General features: G+C 72.7%; 17 protein-coding genes. 9 read left to right on the forward strand and 8 right to left on the reverse strand.

Translation table 11 applies throughout. The annotated features are described in order from the left end of the window. Positions 1–86 precede the first annotated feature (86 nt). The 3 genes from AB0E88_RS25770 (at position 87) to AB0E88_RS25780 (ending at position 2,008) form a co-directional block, all read left to right on the forward strand. The gene (locus AB0E88_RS25770) at positions 87–797 is read left to right on the forward strand and encodes a hypothetical protein (RefSeq protein ID WP_361634812.1); all 711 of its coding nucleotides are present in this window, start codon (positions 87–89) and stop codon (positions 795–797) included. A gap of 204 nt (positions 798–1,001) precedes the next feature. After that, entirely contained in the window at positions 1,002–1,205 is a 204-nt protein-coding gene (locus tag AB0E88_RS25775) for a cold-shock protein (protein ID WP_030648194.1), read from the forward strand. 434 nt (positions 1,206–1,639) lie between these two features. Further along, positions 1,640–2,008 (forward strand): MerR family transcriptional regulator, encoded by a 369-nt coding sequence (locus AB0E88_RS25780; RefSeq protein WP_361634815.1) that lies wholly within the window; start codon positions 1,640–1,642, stop codon positions 2,006–2,008. Positions 2,009–2,038: 30 nt separating this feature from the next. On the opposite strand, the gene infA is transcribed toward AB0E88_RS25780, so the two are convergent. From infA to AB0E88_RS25795, 3 genes are all read right to left on the reverse strand, one after another. Beyond that, on the reverse strand, positions 2,039–2,260 hold the full coding sequence (gene infA, locus AB0E88_RS25785) for a translation initiation factor IF-1 (RefSeq protein ID WP_361634818.1): 222 nt from the start codon (positions 2,258–2,260) through the stop codon (positions 2,039–2,041). Beyond that, the gene (locus AB0E88_RS25790; RefSeq protein ID WP_361634821.1) at positions 2,257–3,021 is read right to left on the reverse strand and encodes a GNAT family N-acetyltransferase; all 765 of its coding nucleotides are present in this window, start codon (positions 3,019–3,021) and stop codon (positions 2,257–2,259) included. Before AB0E88_RS25790 ends, infA begins: the two co-directional genes overlap by 4 nt. A gap of 192 nt (positions 3,022–3,213) precedes the next feature. Continuing rightward, the gene (locus tag AB0E88_RS25795) at positions 3,214–3,663 is read right to left on the reverse strand and encodes a MarR family transcriptional regulator (protein WP_361634824.1); all 450 of its coding nucleotides are present in this window, start codon (positions 3,661–3,663) and stop codon (positions 3,214–3,216) included. Positions 3,664–3,787: 124 nt separating this feature from the next. Between AB0E88_RS25795 and AB0E88_RS25800 the strand changes: the two genes are divergently transcribed. From AB0E88_RS25800 to AB0E88_RS25815, 4 genes are all read left to right on the forward strand, one after another. Further along, positions 3,788–4,264, forward strand: coding sequence for an SgcJ/EcaC family oxidoreductase (locus AB0E88_RS25800; protein WP_361634827.1), 477 nt, complete (start codon positions 3,788–3,790; stop codon positions 4,262–4,264). Positions 4,265–4,489: 225 nt separating this feature from the next. After that, positions 4,490–4,693, forward strand: a complete 204-nt coding sequence (locus AB0E88_RS25805) for a cold-shock protein (protein WP_361634830.1) — start codon at positions 4,490–4,492, stop codon at positions 4,691–4,693. A 204-nt stretch (positions 4,694–4,897) separates the two neighbouring features. Next, positions 4,898–6,391 carry a DEAD/DEAH box helicase gene (locus AB0E88_RS25810; RefSeq protein ID WP_361634833.1) on the forward strand — a complete coding sequence of 498 codons (1,494 nt, stop codon included), beginning with the start codon at positions 4,898–4,900 and terminating at the stop codon, positions 6,389–6,391. 67 nt (positions 6,392–6,458) lie between these two features. After that, the gene (locus AB0E88_RS25815; RefSeq protein WP_361634836.1) at positions 6,459–6,794 is read left to right on the forward strand and encodes an SCO5918 family protein; all 336 of its coding nucleotides are present in this window, start codon (positions 6,459–6,461) and stop codon (positions 6,792–6,794) included. Positions 6,795–6,826: 32 nt separating this feature from the next. Here the strand turns inward: AB0E88_RS25815 and AB0E88_RS25820 are convergent, their stop codons facing one another. Beyond that, entirely contained in the window at positions 6,827–7,330 is a 504-nt protein-coding gene (locus tag AB0E88_RS25820; RefSeq protein WP_361634839.1) for an N-acetyltransferase family protein, read from the reverse strand. Between the two features lie 285 nt (positions 7,331–7,615). After that, positions 7,616–11,014 carry a hypothetical protein gene (locus AB0E88_RS25825; RefSeq protein ID WP_361634843.1) on the reverse strand — a complete coding sequence of 1,133 codons (3,399 nt, stop codon included), beginning with the start codon at positions 11,012–11,014 and terminating at the stop codon, positions 7,616–7,618. Positions 11,015–11,489: 475 nt separating this feature from the next. On the opposite strand from AB0E88_RS25825, the gene AB0E88_RS25830 reads away from it, so the two are divergent. Both AB0E88_RS25830 and AB0E88_RS25835 read left to right on the forward strand, forming a co-directional pair. Beyond that, the gene (locus tag AB0E88_RS25830; RefSeq protein WP_361634846.1) at positions 11,490–14,423 is read left to right on the forward strand and encodes a protease pro-enzyme activation domain-containing protein; all 2,934 of its coding nucleotides are present in this window, start codon (positions 11,490–11,492) and stop codon (positions 14,421–14,423) included. Positions 14,424–14,654: 231 nt separating this feature from the next. Next, positions 14,655–17,843, forward strand: coding sequence for a BTAD domain-containing putative transcriptional regulator (locus AB0E88_RS25835; protein ID WP_361634849.1), 3,189 nt, complete (start codon positions 14,655–14,657; stop codon positions 17,841–17,843). 1 nt (position 17,844) lies between these two features. On the opposite strand, the gene AB0E88_RS25840 is transcribed toward AB0E88_RS25835, so the two are convergent. From AB0E88_RS25840 to AB0E88_RS25850, 3 genes are all read right to left on the reverse strand, one after another. Continuing rightward, entirely contained in the window at positions 17,845–18,630 is a 786-nt protein-coding gene (locus tag AB0E88_RS25840; RefSeq protein WP_361634934.1) for an ABC transporter permease, read from the reverse strand. Next, entirely contained in the window at positions 18,630–19,589 is a 960-nt protein-coding gene (locus tag AB0E88_RS25845) for an ATP-binding cassette domain-containing protein (RefSeq protein ID WP_361634852.1), read from the reverse strand. The genes AB0E88_RS25840 and AB0E88_RS25845 overlap by 1 nt, the downstream gene beginning before the upstream one ends. 115 nt (positions 19,590–19,704) lie before the next feature. Continuing rightward, on the reverse strand, positions 19,705–20,301 hold the full coding sequence (locus AB0E88_RS25850; RefSeq protein ID WP_361634855.1) for an XRE family transcriptional regulator: 597 nt from the start codon (positions 20,299–20,301) through the stop codon (positions 19,705–19,707). Between the last annotated feature and the right edge of the window lie 107 nt (positions 20,302–20,408).

A 20,408-nucleotide genomic window follows, 5' to 3' on the forward strand; every position in this document is an offset into this window, starting at 1 on the left:
TCCGCTCCGGGGGTGTAGCTAGTGCCACCACGGAACGGGCACGCGGGTCACTGACGGCGACCGCCGCGCTGCACAGGCTTGAAGGCGTGAGCAAGAGCCGTGAACGCGAGGAGGCCGACCCCATGGGCGCGCCGAGTGAGAGCCGACCGCAGGATGCCGGGCGCCGGCCGGCCGGTCCACCGCAGGATGCCGCGCGCCGGGCGGCCGGCGGCAGGACGCGCCGCCGGTGCCGGACGGAGCAGGTGCTGGTCGTCTGCGGGCTGGGCCTGCTGCCGTGGCTGGTCGCCCTGGCCGGCGGCCTGCCCGGAGTCACGGCCCCCGGAGACCGGCCCCTCGTCTGGATCGGGCTGGACGCCCTGGAGGCGCTGGGTCTGATCACCACGGGGCTGCTGGCCGGCCGCGGCCACCGCCTGCACCCGCTCACGGCCACCGCCACTGCCACGCTGCTGGTGGCCGACGCCTGGTTGGACACCATGACGGCGACCCCGGGCGCGGATCGGGTGGCCGCGCTGGCGATGGCTTTCGGCGCGGAGCTGCCGCTGGCGGTCACCTGCGGCGTACTGGCGGCACGCGGGCTCGCCCGGCTCGCGCCCCGGGAACCGCGTCCCGATCCGACTCCCCGTGCCGTGTGGCCTTCGTCTCCCTGCCAGTGGTCCGGCGCTGCTCACCGGTCCCCCGTCCGCCGGGCCCGGCGGCGGCCGGGTACGGGGCTTCGCACCGGGTCACAGCGGTGTGCGCGGAAACGGCCGGCGGCAACACTGCACCCCGGCGAATCAATATCTGTAGCCGCGACATGAGAAATCGCTGCGACGCACCACAACTATTCCTGCCACCACGGAGCGGCGCGGATTTATGCACCACGCGGGGCCGACCTTCACGTGCTACTGTCGTCATCAGTTGCAGGTGTGGTTGCCAGACGGTTTTTCCGACGGCTGATCATCACGGCGACACGGAATGCGCACAGGGTGCATTCCTGACACCGTTCCCGAAGGAGAAACACAATGGCTACTGGCACCGTGAAGTGGTTCAACGCGGAAAAGGGCTTCGGCTTCATCGAGCAGGACGGCGGCGGCCCCGACGTCTTCGCCCACTACTCGAACATCGCCACCCAGGGCTTCCGCGAGCTGCTGGAAGGTCAGAAGGTGTCGTTCGACATCGCGCAGGGCCAGAAGGGCCCGACGGCCGAGAACATCGTTCCCGCCTGACGTACCGGCGCAGAACTTCGCAGCTGGGGCCCGCACCTTGAGGTGCGGGCCCCAGCTCGCTTTTTCCAGGATGACAGGACAGAGGAACGTACGGCCGAATTCCGTACGCCCGATCATTGTTCGATCCTTTTTTCCGGCCCGTTCTCGCGGCCCTCTGCGCTCCGCACTCCGCTGCGAAAACTCCTTGATACGCGCCCGTGTCGAGGAGAGTTCCGCATGAACAGCAGGTCACCGACGCACGCACGCCGTACGCCCGCTCCGTGAGCCCGCGGCTCGCCACCGTCGTCCACGGCATGTCCCTCGGCCGGCAGGACGGCGCTGCGGAAACAGGAGGTCGGCACACCGGCAGTGGCGGCGGATGGTGTTGAATTTCCCTTGGGGCCCTGGTGCCGTACGGCACCGGGGCCCCTCGACGCGTTGCACAGCGAGGTGACATGACATCGGACAGCCCACTGAACGATCGTCTGGACGACGACGACTATCCCGCGTACACGATGGGCCGGGCAGCCGAGATGCTCGGTACCACCCCGGCCTTCCTGCGGGCCATCGGGGAGGCTCGTCTGATCACTCCGCTCCGCTCGGAGGGAGGACACCGCCGCTACTCCCGCTACCAGCTGCGGATCGCCGCGCGCGCCCGCGAGCTCGTCGACAAGGGGACCCCGATCGAGGCCGCGTGCCGCATCGTCATCCTCGAGGACCAGCTCGAGGACGCACAGCGCATCAACGCCGAGTACCGCCGCGCCGCCGGTGAAGCAGCGGGCGGTCCCGGCTCCGGCTCCGGCTCCGGCTCCGGCTCGGACTGAACCCCGCCCGTCGTCCCGGTGCGGCGCCGCTCAGCTGCGGTAGCGGTAGACGATCCGGCCGCGGGTCAGGTCGTACGGGCTGAGGTCCAGGAGCACGCGGTCGAACGGAAGGATCTTGATGTGATGCTTCCGGATCTTCCCGCTGATGTGCGCGAGCACGCGATGCCCGTTCTCCAGTTCCACCGTGAAGGTGGCGTCGCGCAGGCACTCGAGGACGGTGCCCTCGACCTCCACGCCCTTCGTCCGCGTCATCGGCGCACCAGCTCCAGGTAGCCGCCCGAACGCCGGCCGCCGGCGCCCTCGGCCAGCGCGATCGCCGCGGTGTTGGATTCGTCCACCTCGGCCCAGGCGGAGTCGGTGCCGTCCCGGTGCAACGCGCCCAGCGCATGGGCCAGCAGCGTCCGTCCGATGCCGTGTCCGCGCCGGTCCGCCCGGACCGCGATCAGCCCGATCCGCGCCCGGCGGCGCACCCGCACGACGCGGACCAGTCCGACGTACTCGCCGTCGCGGACCGCCACAGCGTGCTTCGACGGGTCCACCGGCAGGCATCCGGCCGGGCCGGGCAGCACCTCGGCCGGCATGGTGCGCCAGCCGACGGTGGCCTCGACCTCCTCGCGGATCGCGCGGTCCAGCGCGCGCAGCAGGCTCGCCTCGGCCTCGCCGGCGGGCAGGATCGTCACATCCGCGGCCGGCCGGCGCGCGCCGAGCCCGGTGCCGTGCCCGTCGGTGGGCAGGACGTACTCCCGCTCACGGCGTCCGACGGTGAAGCCGAGCCGCTCCCAGCGGGACCTCAGCTCGTGGTCGTCCTCGCCGACGACGGTGTGGAGCGGCTCGGGGAGGTCGGCCAGCATCACGGTGGCGAGCTGGTCGAAGACCGGGTCCTGCCATACGTCGATGCTGAGGAAGAGCCGCCCGTCGGGCCGGTGCGAGACATCCCCGTGGCCGACGACACGGTCGTCCGCCACTGCCTCCCATCGGGCCGGGTCGAGCCGTGTGATCGTCACAGTGTTCATAGGTGTTCGCCTTCCAGGAGTGCCTTGTGAGGGGCGCTCCGGACGACACCTGGGTCAGTCGCACACCGTGACGGAAAGGGGGAGCACCCACCTCGATACAGCGTTCATGGGTGTCACCTCCTCCGGCGCGGTCACGGTCAACTGCAAGCTAGCAGCTCGTTCCTCGGGCTGCCCAGCCTTTTTCGACCGGGCTCAGTCGCCGGGGCGGGTGGTGCGCAGTTCTTCCGCCGCCGCCTGGTAGGCCGCGGTGGACCGGGTGAAGTAGTCGAAGAGGACGGCCAGTTGTTCCGGGTCGTAGCCGCGGAGGATCTCGCCGATCTTCTGGCGTGCCGGGGCCAGGACGCGGTCCAGCTCGGCCGGTTCGCCCACCGGTTCGACGACGACCTTGCGGCGGTCGCCGGGGTCGGGGGCGCGGCGGACGTAGCCGGCCTGTTCGAGTCTGTCGATCAGGCGGGTCGTGGGGCCGGTCGTCAGACCGGTGCGTTCGGCCAGCCGGCCGGGGGACATCGGGCCCGACAGCTGAAGGATGTTCAGCGCGTAGAGGTCGGTGGCACCCAGGTCGCACGCCCTGGCGCCGGCGTGGCCGTGCAGCATCACGGCGCTCAGGTACCGGCGGTAGACCTCGCTCGCATCGGATCGCATGGACGGCGTTGACACGGGTCCTTCCCTTCCCTACTCTCTTCCTTAGGGAAGAGAAATCTTCGGAGCAGATACTTCTGCTGCGAAGCTACCACGTCCTGCACGTCCACGAACCGGAGGCAGAGAAGTGACGACCCCCACCCCTGTCGAGGCCCTCCGGGCCGCCCGCGAGAGCGATGCCGCCGCGATCCGTTCCCTTCTCGACGAGAGCAGCGCGGCCTGGAGCCGCGGCGACGGAGCCGCCTACGGCCGGTGCTTCACCGACGACGCGACCGACGTCACCTTCGTCGGCACCGTCTACCACGGCGGTGAGGAGATCGGCCGCGCCCACCAGGCCCTCTTCGACACGTTCCTCAAGGGCACCCGGCTGACCCTGGACATCACCGACCTCCGCTTCCACGGGACCGGCACCGCGGTGGTCGTCACCCGCGGCGACGTCACCAAGGGGCGGCCGAAGCGCCTCGGCAAGCTCGCCACCTACACCGTCGTGCGCGACGGCGACGGCCGCTGGCGGATCGCCGCCGTCCAGAAGACCCGGCACAAGCGGCTCATGGAGGCCCTCTCCTTCCGGTTCCAGCCCGCCACGCGGCCCGGGGCGCGGTGACGACACCCCGGGAAAGGGGACTGCTGCCGCGGGGTCGGGGGACGCGAGATATTCCCGTATCGGCGCGCTGAGCGGAATTATTTTTTCCGTGCGGGGGTGATAGCGGCATGGTAGTGTCGACGTCAGTTGCAGTTGTGGTTGCCGGGAGTTTTTTCCTGCGGGGTGATCATCACGGCGACCGGAGCCGCGTAGGGCGGCTTCGAACACCGTCCCGAAGGAGAAAAAATGGCGACCGGTACTGTCAAGTGGTTCAACGCGGAAAAGGGCTTCGGCTTCATCGAGCAGGACGGCGGCGGCGCGGACGTCTTCGCCCACTACTCGAACATCGCCACCCAGGGCTTCCGCGAGCTGCAGGAGGGCCAGAAGGTGACGTTCGACGTCGGTCAGGGCCAGAAGGGCCCGACGGCCGAGAACATCGTCCCCGCCTGACCTGCGCACCATCGCGTCACACAGCAGCTGGGGCCCGCACCTTGGGGTGCGGGCCCCAGCTCGCGTCGTTCGGGGCGTCGTCGACCGACCCGGTCCGCCCCCTTCAATTCCGGCTCGTTCTGCGGTTTTCCGCGCGGCTGTTTTTCCGCCGCGCGATTTCCTTGACGGATACGCGCCGCGTCCAGGAAAGCGTGAAGATTTCGCATGAGCCGTGCCCGTTCTGCTCGTACAAACAACCGATCCGGTGGATCCGGTTCCTCCGGTGGTTCCCAGGGACGCCGCGGCCGTCGGCCGTCCTCGGCACAGGGCTCGTCCCGCCCTTCGGGTGAATTCGCCCTGCCGAAGACGATCACTCCCGCGTTGCCGCCCGTGGAGTCGTTCGACGAGCTGGGCCTGCCGCCGGCCCTTCCGGCCGCACTCCGCCAGCAGGGCGTGAGCGTGCCGTTCCCGATCCAGGCGGCGACCCTGCCGAACTCGCTGGCCGGACGTGACGTCCTCGGCCGCGGCCGCACCGGCTCGGGCAAGACCCTCGCCTTCGGCCTCGCCGTGCTCGCCCGCACCACCGGGCTGCGGGCCGAACCCCGGCGTCCGCTGGCCCTTGTGCTGGTGCCCACCCGTGAGCTGGCCCAGCAGGTCACCGACGCCCTCACGCCGTACGCCCGGGCCGTGAGCCTGCGGCTCGCCACCGTCGTCGGCGGCATGTCCATCGGCCGGCAGGCCGGCGCGCTCCGGGCCGGCGCCGAGGTCCTCGTCGCCACGCCCGGCCGGCTCAAGGACCTCATCGACCGCGGCGACTGCGGCCTCGACGACGTCGCCATCACCGTCCTCGACGAGGCCGACCAGATGACCGACATGGGCTTCATGCCCCAGGTCACCGCCCTGCTCGACCAGGTACGCCCCGACGGTCAGCGCCTGCTGTTCTCCGCCACCCTCGACCGCAACGTCGACCTGCTGGTCCGCCGCTACCTGACCGACCCGGTGGTCCACTCCGTCGACCCGTCGGCCGGCGCCGTCACCACCATGGAGCACCACGTCCTCCACGTCGACGACGCGGACAAGCGGCAGGCGACCACCGAGATCGCGGCCCGGGACGGCCGGGTGATCATGTTCCTGGACACCAAGCGTGCCGTGGACCGGCTGACCAAGCACCTGCTGAACAGCGGGGTGCGGGCCGCGGCCCTGCACGGCGGCAGGTCGCAGCCGCAGCGCACGCGCACCCTGGCGCAGTTCAAGGACGGCCAGGTCACCGTGCTGGTGGCCACCAATGTCGCCGCCCGCGGCATCCACGTCGACGACCTCGACCTCGTCGTCAACGTGGACCCGCCCACCGACCACAAGGACTACCTGCACCGCGGCGGCCGCACCGCCCGCGCCGGCGAGTCCGGCACCGTCGTCACCCTGGTGACCCCCGAGCAGCGCGGTGAGTTCAAGCGGCTGATCGCGTCGGCCGGCGTCACGGCACGCGTCACGGCCGTGCGTCCGGGGGAGGAGGAGCTGAGCCGCATCACCGGCGCCCAGGCGCCCTCCGGCGTCCCCGTGGTCATCGCCGTGCCCGCCGCCGAACCCAGCCGTCGCGCCGGCGCTCCCGGCTCCTCGCCGTCCCGCTCCCGCCGTGGCCGTTCCGGTCGCGGCCGGTCCGCCGGTGAAGCGGCACGGCGTGGCTCGGGACGCGGGTCCGCCATGGGCCGGGCGGCCTAGCGTCACCGCTGAGCCGGCCGGAACGTCCCCTGTCCGACAGCCCGTTCACCCTTCCCCGGGAGGCATCATGCGCTGTGTCATCGCCCGCTATCCGTTCGAGCTGACCAAGGCCGGAGTGCTGGCCTCCATGGAGGGTGTCGCGCCCGAGCCCATCACGGGTGAGTCCGTGACGATCGGGCGGCGCCGCTACCCGGTGAAGCAGGTGGGGGAAGTGGTCACCCGGCAGGACCGACGGGACTTCACCGGCCGGGAGGTCACCCTGGCGATGACCCGCCTCGGCTTCACCTGCCACCCGCATCCCGACGCCGAGCCCGGGACCGCGTTCGGCGCGCCGCCGTCCGCGCTGCCCACGCCGCAGAACCTGCTCGACGACCCGGGCCCGGTGGTTCCCCGGGAGGCGTGACCGCCCGGTCCGGCCCCCGCCTACTGGCCGGCTCACACGGTGGGGCTGCGTCGTTCGATCAGGACGACGTCGCGCCACACGCCGTGGAGCCGGCCGAGGCGTTCGCGGGTTCCCACCACGCGGAACCCGGCCCGGCGGTGCAGGGCGAGGCTCGCCGTGTTCTCGGGGAAGACGCCGGACTGGATGGTCCAGATGCCCGCGGCCTCGGTGGACGCGATCAACTGCCGCAGCAGCGCCGCTCCGACACCGCGGCCGCGTGCGGCGGGATGGACGTACACCGAGTGCTCGACGACGCCGGCGTACGCGCAGCGGTCGGAGACGGCTGACGCGGCGATCCAGCCCAGGACCCGGCCGCAGGCGTCGAGGGCGACGTACCGGTGCCGCGGCAGCTTGGCGGCGTCGAACTGCTCCCAGGCCGGCGCGGTGGTCTCGAAGGTGGAGTCGCCCTCGTCGATGCCGAGCCGGTAGATCTCCAGGACCTGGTCCGCGTGTTCGGCGCCCAGCGCGGTGACACGGAACCCGCCGGCCGCGCTCATGACCCGCTCACCGGGATGCTCCCGGCGCTGCGCCGCCGTCCCCGATCAGCGCCGCCTGCCGGAGCGGCTCGAGGTGAGGAGAGATCGTCACGCTCCCAGCGTGAGGGGACGCGATATGAGGCGCAAGCACGGCATCGGCAGACGGACATCGGTACGAGCACGGGGATCCTCGGGATGGCCAGGCGGTCCATGCCGCGTTCCGCCTCCTCCCCCTCCTCGGGGGGAGGAACCACCCCGGCATGTCACCGTGGTGAGGGCGGGTCAGGTCGGTGGCGCCCGTCGTCGCTACGGCGCGTAGAAGCCCTCCACGTCCGCGATGAGGTGCACCGTGCCGGCGTGGTTGTAGAACGTGACCTTGCCGTCGATCACCGGGACCACCACCAGGCCGGCCACCGTGTCGCCGGGGCCGGGGTTCAGGTTGGACGCGCTGGTGCGGGCCGTGCCCGACGGGTACGCCGAGATGTAGGTGGACGCCGTCGGACCGGTCGCCGTCACGTTCAGGACCACCGCGGTGACGCCGGTGGCGGGGACGCCGCCGCGCCCGGTGACCTGGAGGGTGACCGTGCCGCCGGGGCCGACCGTGCCCTTGCGTACGCCCGTGCCGTCACGGGTGTCCATGGCGCGGGCCGGGGCCAGCGGCTGGTACAGGGAACCGAGGTCGCCGTCGGTGAAGTACCCGGCGACATCGGCGACCAGGTCGGTCGAACCGGCGTGGTTGTAGAGGAAGACCCGGCCGTCGCGCACCTGCGCGACGACGAGGTTGGACACGGTCCCCCCGGCCGGGACGTTCAGGACCGAAGGGCCCGACCACGCCGTCGTCGTGGCGTTCGGGACGACGGAGACGACGGTCGAGGCAGTCGGGTCGGTCGCGGTCACGTTCAGGACGACCGCGGTCACGCCCTTGGCCGGCAGTCCGCCGCGGCCCACGACGGTCAGCGGCACCGTGGTGCGGGCGGCCACCTTGGCCTTGCGCGCGCCCAGGCCGCTGCGGGTGTCGAGCAGGCGCGCGGGCCGCACCGGCTCGTACAGGGAACCGGCCGCCCTCGTGCAGAGGCCGGTGACGTCGGCGATCAGGTCCACCGTGCCGGCGTGGTTGTAGAAGGTGACCTTGCCGTCCTTGACCGGCACCACGACCATGTTCGGCACCGTCCGGCCGGCCGGCACGTTCAGGTTGGAGGCGCTGGAGCGGGGCGTGCCCGCCGGGTACGCCGAGACGTACGTCGACGCCGTCGCGTTGGTCGCCGTCACGTTCATGGCGACGGCCGTCACGTCGGCGGAGTCGGTGACCTTCAGGGTCACGGTGCCGCCGGATCCGACCTTGCCCTTGCGGACGCCGGCTCCGGTGCGGGTGTCCATCCGCCGCTCGGGCTCGACCGGCGTGAACCTCGTCGTCGCCGGGGAGAGGCCGCCGGTCAGGACGACGGTGCCGCTCTGGCGGAGGGCCGGTCCGGTGCCGTCCGCCGGTGCGGCGGTCAGCGTCCAGGTGTACTGGCCGTTGGGCATGAGCTGCCCGGCCGTGTCCTTGCCGGTCCAGCGCACCCGCAGCAGGCCGCGGGCGTCGGTGCCGGAGCCCACGTCGAAGGTGCGGCCGGTGGTGGTGTGCCGCGCGGTGACCGTCCACGCGCCCGCGGGCTTGTTGAGCAGGAGGGACACCAGGTCCGCGCCGGGCTCGCCGGCCGCGAGGGAGGTGGCGGCCGTGCGGTGCAGCACCGACAGCGGCTGGGCGGCGATGCCGGTGGGCACGACGTGGACCTGCTCGTCGGCGTCGACGTACGCCACGTGGCCGCCGAAGCGGTCGACGCTCCAGCGGATGTGCCGCTGGGAGACGCCGGTGGCGGGCAGGGCGCCGACGACCCGGCTGACCGGGTGGGCGCGGTCGGCGCCGGTGAGCACGAGCTGCGCGGCGGCAATGTCGTGCGTGACGACGTAGCCGTCGCCGAGCAGGGCCTCACCGGCCGGGACGGGCTGCGTGGCCTTGGTGTCCCGGTCGTACACGCCGGCCGGTCCGTTCGCGCCGCAGCTCCAGTACAGCCAGCGGCCGACGGCCTGGAGTTCCTTGGGGACGCACGGGGTGGCGGCGTCCGCGGTCTCGACCTGCTTGCCGGTCGTCAGGTCCTCGGCGCTCAGGGTGCCCTGCGCGGTGCCGGGGGTCCAGAGCCACGAGCCCCACAGGGCGGCGGCGGTGGCCGCGCGCTCCTTGACGACGCGCTCCTCGGTGAACGAGTACACCTGTTGCTTGTTCTTGGCGTCCGCGGCGTCGTGCACGAGGTACTCGCCGTCGATGTCGACGAGCCGGCCGGCACCGAGCCAAGCGGACCGGAAGTCGCCGCGCTCGGGGCCGTTCACCACGTAGTAGCCGCCGATGCGGCGCTCGAAGCGGCCGTCGCCGAGCGCACGGTACTCGGCGCAGTCGACGTCGTCGTCGGCGCAGGCCCGCAGCGGGACGTCGGTGAGCCTGGAGCGTTCGCCGGCTGCGGGGGTGCCGGAGGCGCCGAGGGTGCGGACGTACTCGAAGGGGGTGTCGTCGCTGTCGTCGACCACGGACAGGCGTCCCTGGGCGAGGGCGACGCCCTCGACGCGCGCGGGGTTGGGCAGCGGCTTCACCAGCCGCGCGACGGGCCTGCCGGAGTCATCGGGGGCGATGTGCTGCACCCCCCACCGGACCGGGTCGCTGCCGCCCATGGCGGCGGCGGTGCCGTCGGGTCCGGCGGCTGGTGCGGAGAAGGTCTCGGGAAGCAGCGTGACGGCCGGACCGCCGGAGATGGGCACTCCTTCGAGGGTCCGGGCGTACGAGTACACCAGCCAGTCGCCGACGATCGCGAACCCGTGGTTCTTGGTGTAGTCGACCGGGTCGATCCGGTTCCCCGGGACCACGGTGGCCGGGGCGGAGAGGTCCTTGCGGGAGAACGCCAGGATGTCGTGAACGCCGTTCTTCCCGCTGTACACCACCAGGTGTGCCGGGGACAGCTTCACGTTCTCGTACGACTGCGGGACCGGCGGGGTCAGGGCCTCGACGCGTCCGGTCTGCGTCGAGGCGATGCCGATGCGCCGCTGCCCGTCCCGGGCCGTCGTCGCCACCACGACGCTCGACTCGTCGCCGCCGATGACCCGGTCGAACGCCACGCCGTCCGGGCCGGTCAGGGTCAGGTCTCTCGTCGTTCCGTCGGGCCGCAGTGACAGCAGGTGCGTCGACTCCGGCGTCCGTGTCCCGTCCGGCTGCGTGACCATCCGGTACGCGACCGCCGTCGAACCGAAGGCCATGGCGGCCGTCTTGATGTCGCCGGGCAGGGCCAGGTGGCGCACGCTGCCGTCGGCACCATGGAACTCCACCTCGCCGTCGCGCAGGACGGCCAGGGTGTCGGAGCCGGTGGCCCGGATGTTCCCGGCGGGCACGGGCACCCTGGTGCTCCGACCGTCGGCGTACCGGGTCCAGACGACGCCGCCCGCCTTCCCGTCGGCGTAGAACACGCCGTCCGCTCCGGCGGCGTCCGCCCAGCCGAAGCGTGACATGCCCGACTGGTACAGCGCCGCGTCGACCGGGGCCGGCCGCGGTGTCGCCGGGATCACCACCTCCGGTGGCGGGGCCGGGTCGTCCGCGACGGCGCTCGACGCGAGCGGCAGGAGACCGCCGGCCGCCACCGCGGTGGCCAGCACTCCCCGGACCAGGCCATGACGCTTCAGCAAGAGTCCCTCCCCCTGTCCCTGCCGTGCCCCCCACTGCAGGTGAGCCGGAGCATAACAAGGGCCACAGACACCGCTTTCGGTGTGTGCGGCGAAGCAGACGGCGGCTATGTCCGGTAACACCCCGGCTTGTCATGATCACGGTCTAGCAAAGTACCCACCCCCGCCTTGGCGGGCCGATCCCCCGGCTGATAGAGATTCGTTTCTGGCCGTCGTCCACCGCGTGGGAGCGGTGACACCGCCGGGGGGGCTCTACGTGGTCCGGCTGCGGCCGGGCCTCCGACACGTACTCTTCGCGCTCTCGCCGTGCCCGCATGCCGCATGTCGTATGCCCGCGTGCCCGCACCGGCGCACCCTTCCGCGGTGTCACCTGCCCACGCACCTGGATGACGCAGATGACGAAGAGGGAGTGTGCATGGGCCGAACCGCCCGTGAAAAGGCGTATCGATGGGGAGCGGCGACCATAGCCGCCCTGGCCGTGACCGCCACCGTGACACCGGTGTCGTACGCGGCCACGTCCGGCGAGCCGGCCCCGCAGCGGGTCGGCGGCGCGCCGAAGGTGCCGGCGGGCGCCGTGCGCGCGGCGGACCCGGCGGCCGGGGAGGCGCTCGACCTGAGCGTCGTTCTGGAGCCGCGCGACCCCGCGGCGCTGAACCGTTTCGTCGCCGAGGTCTCCGACCCGGCGTCGCCGAACTACCGCAAGTACCTCGGCTCCGGCGAGTTCGCCGACCGCTTCGGCGCGACGCCGCAGACCGTCGAGCGGGTGCGCGCGCGGCTCGCCGCCAAGGGCCTCGAGGTCGGCGCGCTGGAGTCCGACGGACTCACGCTGCCCGTGCACGCGACGGTCGACAAGGCCGCCAAGGCCTTCGCCACCGACTTCGACGGCTACAAGCTGAAGGACGGCAGCACCGGGTTCACCAACACCCGCGCCCCGCAGCTCGACGGCGCCGTCGCCGGTGACGTCCGCGCGGTCGTCGGCCTGAACACCCTCGCCGCCCGCACGCCGCGCAACACCGGCGCCAAGGGTCCGGCCCGCCTGCAGCACACCACCGACGGCGCCCGTCAGTCCCGGCTGACCGGCACCACCGGCACCATGTGCACCGACATCAAGAACCTGTACGCGACGCCCGGCGACGACTACCCGGCCGCGTACGACAAGACGGACTACTGGAGCGCCCGGTCGCTCGCGGCCGCGTACAACATGGCGGACCAGCCCAACGTGCAGACCGGCACCACCATCGCGGTCTACTCGCTGGAGAACTACGACCTGCGCGACATCAACAGCTACCAGGCCTGCCACGGCACCAAGGCCTCGGTCAGCTCCGTGCGCGTCAACGGCGGTCCCACGGACCCGGTCGACCCCGTCCACAGCATCGGCATGGAGACCGCGCTGGACGTCGAGACCATCGTCGGTCTCGCCCCGCAGTCCAAGGTCCTCGTCTACCAGGGCAAGAACACCTGGGACGACGGCACGGCCACGCTGCGCCGGATCGTCACCGACAACCGCGCCAAGGTCGTCTCCATCAGCTGGGGCAGCTGTGAGACGTACACCCCGGCCGAGGTGATGGACGCCGAGAACCTGCTGTTCCAGCAGGCCGCCGCGCAGGGCCAGACCGTCGTCGCCGCCTCCGGCGACAGCGGCTCCACCGGCTGCTACCAGCCGGACGAGACCATCCCCGGCCAGGACAAGCTCGTCACCGACTTCCCGGCCGTCTCGCCGTACGTCCTCGGTGTCGGCGGCACCTCCATGCGGACCGCGGTCTCCAACCAGACCACCTGGACCGGCTCCGGCGGCGGTGTCTCGCAGCGCTTCAGCGTGGACGCGAACGGCTTCCAGAACCGCACCGGCGCCGGCTACAACGACGCCTGCGCCGCCGCCACCGGCACGGTCTGCCGTCAGGTCCCGGACGTGTCCGCGGTCGGCGACCCGGCCACCGGCTACCCCGTCGCCTTCGGACACGACAGCAGCGGCACCCAGTACTGGAACATCATCGGCGGCACCAGCGGCGCCGCCCCGGTGTGGGCCGCGCTCATCGGCCAGGCCGACCAGGACCTCGCCTGCCAGGCCAACGGCAGCGTCGGCTACGCGCACAACGCGCTGTACCGACTGCCGGCAGCCGCGTTCCGTGACGTCACCTCCGGCAACAACAACGTGACCGACTCCGGCAACTACAGCGGTCAGTACCAGGCCGGCGCCGGCTACGACCTCGCCACCGGTCTCGGCACGCCGAACGGCCGCGAGATCGTCAAGGGCCTGTGCGCCTCCGTCCCGCGCTCCCCGGCCGGCACGTTCAACGCGCTCACCCCGGCCCGCGTCCTCGACACCCGCTACGGCACCGGCCGCGCCGGCACCTCCCCGGTCGCCGCGAACGGCACGGTCAAGCTGAAGGTCACGGGCGCCGGCGGCGTCCCGGCCACCGGCGTCACCGCGGTCGTCATCAACGTCACCGCCGTCTCGCCGACCGCGACCGGCCACCTCATCGCCTACCCGAGCGGCACCACCCGTCCGGAGTCGTCCAACAGCAACTGGCTCAAGGGCGAGATCATCCCGAACCTGGTGACCGTCCCGGTCGGCAAGGACGGCTCGGTCGACCTGTTCAACGCCTCCAGCGGCACCGTGCACTTCGTCGCGGACGTCGCCGGCTACTACACCACCGAGGCGGGCGGCAGCACCTACCTGCCCGTCGGTCCGTCCCGCGTGCTGGACACCCGCGCCGCCAACGGCGTGACCACGAAGACGCCGGTCACCGGCAAGGGCACCGTGTCCCTTCAGGTCGCCGGCCGGGGCGGAGTGCCCGCCACGGGCGCCACCGCCGTGGTCATGAACGTCACCGCCACCGCGCCGACCTCCACCGGTCACCTCATCGCGTACCCGAACGGCGCGACCCGCACCGAGTCGTCGAACATCAACTGGCTCGCGGGCCAGACCCGTCCGAACATGGTCGTCCTGCCGATCGGCACCGACGGCAAGGTGAACCTGTACAACGCCGGCACCGGCACCGTGCACTTCATCGCGGACGTCGCCGGCTACTTCACGGCCGACGCGACCGGCTCGTCCTTCCACACCGCGGGTCCGAGCCGGCTGCTCGACACCCGCTACGCCCTCGGCACCGCCCGCAACACCCCGGTGCCCGGCGGCGCCACGCTGGTGCTGAACGTCAATGACGGCCACACCCTGGCGAACGCCAAGGCCGTGGTCCTGAACGTCACCGTCACCGCCCCGACGTCCAACGGCTTCCTGACCGTCTGGCCGGACGGGTCCACCCTGCCCAACGCCTCCAGCGTCAACTGGGTCAAGGGCCAGACCGTGGCCAACCTGGTGACCGTGCCGGTCGTCAACGGAAAGATCGACTTCCGTCCGAACGCCGGCAGCGTGCACGTGATCGCCGACCTGTTCGGCTACTACATGTAAGGCGCGCACAGCGCCTCCGGGACCCGGGCCCTGCCCCCGCCGCCGTCGTGAGCGGTGGGGGCAGGGCCCTTCCCGTGTCCGGCACCGACCGGCGACCGCCCGGTGACAGTCGTAGCAGGTACGGCGTGTCCGGGTCGGCCGGGCCGTCCACGCGCTGCCGGAAGCTGCCGTCGTGATCGGATCCGAGCCCGACAGCCCCCCAGGGCTTCCCCTGGTGACTACTCTGCAGGCGTGACCACCGAGTTGACGCTCCTGCCCACCGTCGCCTTCCGCGGGCGGGAGATCACCGCGCCCCGGCTGCGCGGCCTGCTCGCCCTGCTCGCCGGCGAGTTGCGCGCCGGGTGCAGCACCGGCCGGCTGGTGGAGGGGCTGTGGCCCGAGGAGCTGCCCGAGCGGCCCGGGAAGGCCGTCCAGGTCCTCGTGTCCCGGCTGCGTGCGCAGCTCGGCGCCGACCTGGTGGTGAGCACACCGACCGGGTACCGGCTGGCGCTGGAGGAGTCCCGCATCGACGCCTGCGCGCTGCCCCGGCACGCGGAGGCGAGCGCCGAACGCGCCCGCGCCGGGGATCACGCGGCCGCGCTGGCGCGGGCCGAGGCGGGACTCGCGCTGTGGGACGGCACCGTGGACGCCGCGGCCGGACAGGACCTGCACGACCCGGTGGCCGCCCTGCGCGCCGGCCTCGTCCCCGCGCACCGCTCGCTGGTGCGCTCCCGCGCGCTGGCCCTGGCCCGCCTGGACCGCCGCCAGGAGGCCCTGGCACCCCTCCTCGAACTCGCCCGCGACCTGCACCGCGACGAGGAGGTGCTGGCGGAGCTGCTGCGCTGCGAGGCCGCCACCGCCGGCCGGGCCGCGGCGCTCACCCGGTACGACGCCTACCGGCGCGCGCTGCGCGAGGAGCTGGGCACCGACCCGGGCCGCGGTGTGACAGCCGTGTACCAGGAGCTGCTGGCCTCGGGCGCCGCACCGGTCCGGCACGGCGTGCCGCACGAGCCGAACCCGCTGCTCGGCCGGGACGCCGACGTGGCCGCCGTGGCCCGGCTGCTGCGTGAGGCCCGCGTCGTCACCGTCGTCGGCCCCGGAGGGCTGGGCAAGACCCGGCTGTCCCACGCGGTGAGCCGGGCCGCCGAACAGGCCGTCGTGCACTTCGTCCCGCTCGCCGGTGTCGTCGCCGACGACGACGTCGCCGCCGAGGTCGCCGCGGCCGTGGGCGCCGGTGACGGCCGGTCGTTCGCCGGCGGTGCCGACGACGCCGCCGGCATCCTCGGCGCCCTGGGCGGCGGACCGGCGCTGCTGGTGCTGGACAACTGCGAGCAGGTGCTCGGCGGTGTGGCCGGCCTGGTGCAGACGCTGATATCCCGCTCCAGCCGGCTGCGGGTGCTCGCCACCAGCCGGGCCCCGCTGGGGCTGACCTCGGAGTCCGTGTACGCCCTGCCGGAGCTGGCGCTGACGACGTCCGTCGAGCTGTTCACCCAGCGGGCGCGGGCCGTGCGGCCCGGCGTGGAGCTGCCCGCCGACGAGGTCACCGAGATCTGCCGGCACCTCGACGGGCTGCCGCTCGCCGTGGAACTCGCCGCGGCCCGGGTGCGGGTGCTGTCCGTGGCCGACATCAACCGCCGGCTGCGGGACCGCTTCCGGCTGCTGCGCGGCGGCGCCCGCGACACACCCGCACGCCACCGCACGCTCCAGGCCGTCGTCGAGTGGAGCTGGCAGCTGCTGGAGGAGGACGGCCGGGCCGCGCTGCGCGCCCTGTCGGTGTTCCCCGGCGGCTTCAGCGAGGACGCCGCCCAGCAGGTGCTCGGCGACCACGTGGACGCGCTGACCGTGCTGGAACAGCTCGCCGGGCAGTCCCTGGTCAAGGTCGGGGACAGCCCGGCCGGGGTGCGCTTCCACATGCTGGAGACGCTGCGGGAGTTCAGCGCCGCCCGGCGGGCGGAGGCGGGCGAGGAGCAGCGGGTGACGGACCGTTTCCTCAACTGGGCACGGGAGTTCGGCCGCGACCGGCACGACATCCTGTTCAGCGGCAGACCGGTGGGCGCCCTGGTGGAGGTGCGCGCCGAGCAGGACAACCTGGTCCTGGCGCTGCGGCACGCGCTGGCCCGCGGCGACGCCCCCACCACCGCCGCCGTCACCGCCGTACTGGCCTCCCTGTGGGCCATCGACACCCACTACACCCGGCTCTCCGCGCTCGCCGCCGACACCGCGGGCCCGCTGTCGCACTTCCGGCCCGGCCCGGACGACGTCGAGCCGGCCCGCAGCGCCGCCGCCGTCATCACGGGCGCCCTGTTCATGGGCCACGGCCCGCACGCCCTGCGCCAGTTGGTCGTGCTGCGCCGTCTGCCGCCCGCACCGCCGGACACGCTGCTGCGCGCGCTGGCCGTCGTCCTGTGCGCCGTGCCGGAGATGCGGCCGCCGCACTACACACGGCTTCAGGAGCTGTGCGACGCCGGTGAGCCGCTGCTGGCCGGGGTCGCCGCGTGCATCGCCAGCTATGTGTGGGAGGGCGAGCACGACGCCGAGCGGGCGCTGACGCACGCCCGCCATCTCCTGGACGCCCTCGGACCGCTCGGCAACCCGGCCGTGCGGCTCCTCGGCCACGGCCGGGTCAGCGAACTGTGCCTGCAGTCCGAGCGGGGCGCCGAGGCGTACGAACATCTGCGGGCCGCGCTCGGCGCGCTCGAGGAGTACGGCGACTGGTCGGACTCGATCGGCGTGTACTGGGGGCTGGTGCTGGCCTGCCTGCAGCGCGGGGAGCTCGACGAGGCGGAGTACTGGCTGGGCCTGACCGCCCTGGACCGGCAGTCGGAGACCGCCCGCGTCTTCGCGCCCGATCTGCCGGCCCGTGCCGAGATCGCGCTCGCCCGGGGCCTGACGGAGGTCGGGCTCGGGCTGTGGCGCCGGGCGGTGGAACAGGTGCGGGAGGACGCCAGGCGCTACGCCGGTGACCCGTTCGTGGACCCGTGGTCCCTCCAGGTGCAGTCGGCGGCGCTGGCGGCGCACGCGCAGCACGGCCGGCTGGAGCCGGTGGCCGCACTCGCCGGGCAGCTGCGGGAGCGGCTGCTGGGGATGCTGAGCGCCCCGCCGGGGATCGCCGCGCCGGTCGAACTCCCGGTGCACGGCACGATGCTGCTGGCGCTGGGGCACGCCGGGATGGCGTCGGGCGAGAGCGCGGCGGTGCGGCTGGTGGCGCTGGCGGAACGGATGCCGGTGATCCGGGACCTGCCGACGCTGTCCTCCGCGCGCGCCGACGCGGCGGCCGAGAACGCCGACAGGGCGGCGTACACCGACGCGAGGTCGAGGTACGCCGCCCTGGGGCGGGAGGAACTGCGCATCGAGGCACTGCGGGAGCTCGCGGCGGGCCGGGACCCGCAGGGGTGCGGGGCGACGGACCCTGTCCGCGGGGTGCTCGACCCCCGCCCGTAGGTCACCGCCGCGGCTCACGGTTGAACGACGCCTTGGACCACAGGTAGCCCAGCACGGTGAGGGCCACGCACCACCCCAGTGCCAGCGCCGCGTTCTTCGTGCCGATCCCGGTGCCGAGCAGCAGGCCGCGCAGGGTCTCGATGACCGGGGAGAAGGGCTGGTACTCGGCGAACCACCGGAAGCCGGCCGGCATCGCGTCCACCGGTACGAACGCGCTCGACAGCAGCGGCAGCATCGTCAGCGGCATCCCGAGGTTGCTGGCCCCCTCGGCGTTGGGGCTGACCAGGCCGATGCCGACCGCGATCCAGGTGAGGGCGAGGCTGACCAGGGCCATCAGGGCGACCGCCGCGAGCCATTCCACCGGGCTCGCGTCGGGCCGGAAGCCGATGGCCACACCGAGGCCGAGGATCACCGCCAGAGCCAGCACGGTCTGGATGACGCTGCCGATCACATGACCGGTCAGCACGGAGGCGCGGGAGATGGCCATGGTGCGGAACCTGGCGATGATGCCCTCGGTCATGTCGGTGGCCACGGACACCGCGGTGCCGAGCGAGGTCATGCCGACGGTCATCAGCAGGATGCCGGGGACGAGGTAGGCGACGTAGTCGGCGCGGTCCGCGTGGCCGCCGGCGATGCCCGCGCTCATCACGTTGCCGAAGACGTACACGAACAGCAGGAGCAGCATCACCGGGGTGAGCAGGAGGTTCAGGGTGAGGGAGGGGTAGCGGCGGGCGTGCAGGAGGCTGCGCCGCAGCATGGTGACGTTGTCGCGGACGGCGGTGCTCATCATCGGACGGTCTCCTTCTCGGAGGTCGCGGGGGCGGTCAGGGCGAAGAACACGTCGTCCAGGTCGGGGGTGTGCACGGACAGTTCGTCGGCCTGGACGCCGGCGCTGTCCAGCCAGTCGAGGATGGCGCGCAGTTCGCGCTGGCTGCCGTCGCTGGGGATCTGCAGGGTGAGGGCGTCGTCGTCGCGCTGGGCCTCGCGCAGGGCCGCGGCGGCGCTCTCGTACGCCTGGGGGTCGGCGAAGCGCAGGCGGACGTGGCCGCCGGGCACCAGTCGCTTGAGCTGCTCGGCGCTGCCCTCGGCGACGATCCGGCCGCCGTTGAGGACCGCTATCCGGTCGGCGAGCTGGTCGGCCTCCTGGAGGTACTGGGTGGTGAGGAAGACGGTCGTGCCGTCGGAGACCAGTTCGCGGACGATCTGCCACATGGTGTGGCGGGAACGGGGATCGAGGCCGGTGGTGGGTTCGTCGAGGAAGATGATCCGCGGGCTGCCGACCAGGGTCATGGCGATGTCGAGGCGGCGCTTCATGCCGCCGGAGTAGGTGGAGGCGGGCTTCCGGGCGGCCTCGGTCAGCTCGAACCGCTCCAGCAGTTCGGCGGTGACCCGCCGGCCCTCCTTGCGGGGCAGGTGGTGGAGGTCGGCCATCAGGAGCATGTTCTCCTCGCCGGTGATCAGCCCGTCCACGGCGGAGAACTGGCCGGTGACGCCGATGGCCGCCCGGACCGCCTGGGCCTCGGCGGCGAGGTCGTGTCCGCCGACGCGGGCCTGGCCGGCGTCGGCGGAGATGAGGGTGGACAGGATGCTGACCACCGTGGTCTTGCCGGCCCCGTTCGGGCCGAGCAGGGAGAAGACGGTGCCCGCGGGCACCTCGATGTCCACACCGTCGAGGACGGTCTTGTCCCCGTAGGCCTTGCGCAGTCCGCCGGCCGCGATCGCCGGCTCGTGTTCGGTCGTCGTCATGCCCCGTAGCGTGCGGGGGGCCGCATTCAGGGCGGCTTCAGCGCGGTTTCAGCCTCCGGGCACGGGACGCGGGGGCTGAAACCGAGGCCGGGCGCAAGCGGGGGCGCGGCCGCCGTCAGCGGGCTGAGACCCGCGCATCGCCGGGGCCCGGCGGGAGGTGGACCGTCATGATCAGGTGGCAGGGTCCGGTGCCGGCGCCGCGGTAGGTGTGGGGGGTGTCGCCGTCGAAGGTGGCGGTCTGGCCCGGCTCGACGGGGTGCTCGGTGCCGTCGACGACCAGCACCATGCGGCCGGAGGTGACGCTGACCGTCTCCACGACACCGGCCTGGTGCGGATGGCTCGGGTACTCCTCGCCCGGCTCCAGCCGCCAGCGCCACACCTCGACGGGGGCCGCCCCCGACGTCGTCAGCACGAGCCGGGCCTCGCCACCGTGCTCGCCGGTCCACAGCGGGGCGACGGCAGCGGCGTCCACCACGCGCACCCGGCCCGAGGGCGGGCCCTGCATCAGCGCGGACACCGAGATGCCGAGGGTGTCGGCGAGGCGGACCAGGGTGGCCAGGTTCGGGTTGCCCTGCGCCTTCTCCAGCGCGACCAGCGCGCCCTTGCTGACCTGCGCGCGCCGGCTCAGCTCGTCCAGGGACAGTCCCGCTCGGGCGCGGGCCGCCTTGACGTTGTGGGCGACCGTCCGCAGGGCTGCGGCTGTCTCGGCCACGGTTCACCATCCTCGCTGGACCACTTCGATGCACCGCGCGGTCGTTCGGTTGACACCCGGCGGTCGTTTTGTTGTACGGTGCGGTCGTTCCACTAAATAGTAAGGGA

Source organism: Streptomyces sp. NPDC028635 (assembly GCF_040637635.1).
Classification (GTDB): Bacteria; Actinomycetota; Actinomycetes; order Streptomycetales; family Streptomycetaceae; genus Streptomyces.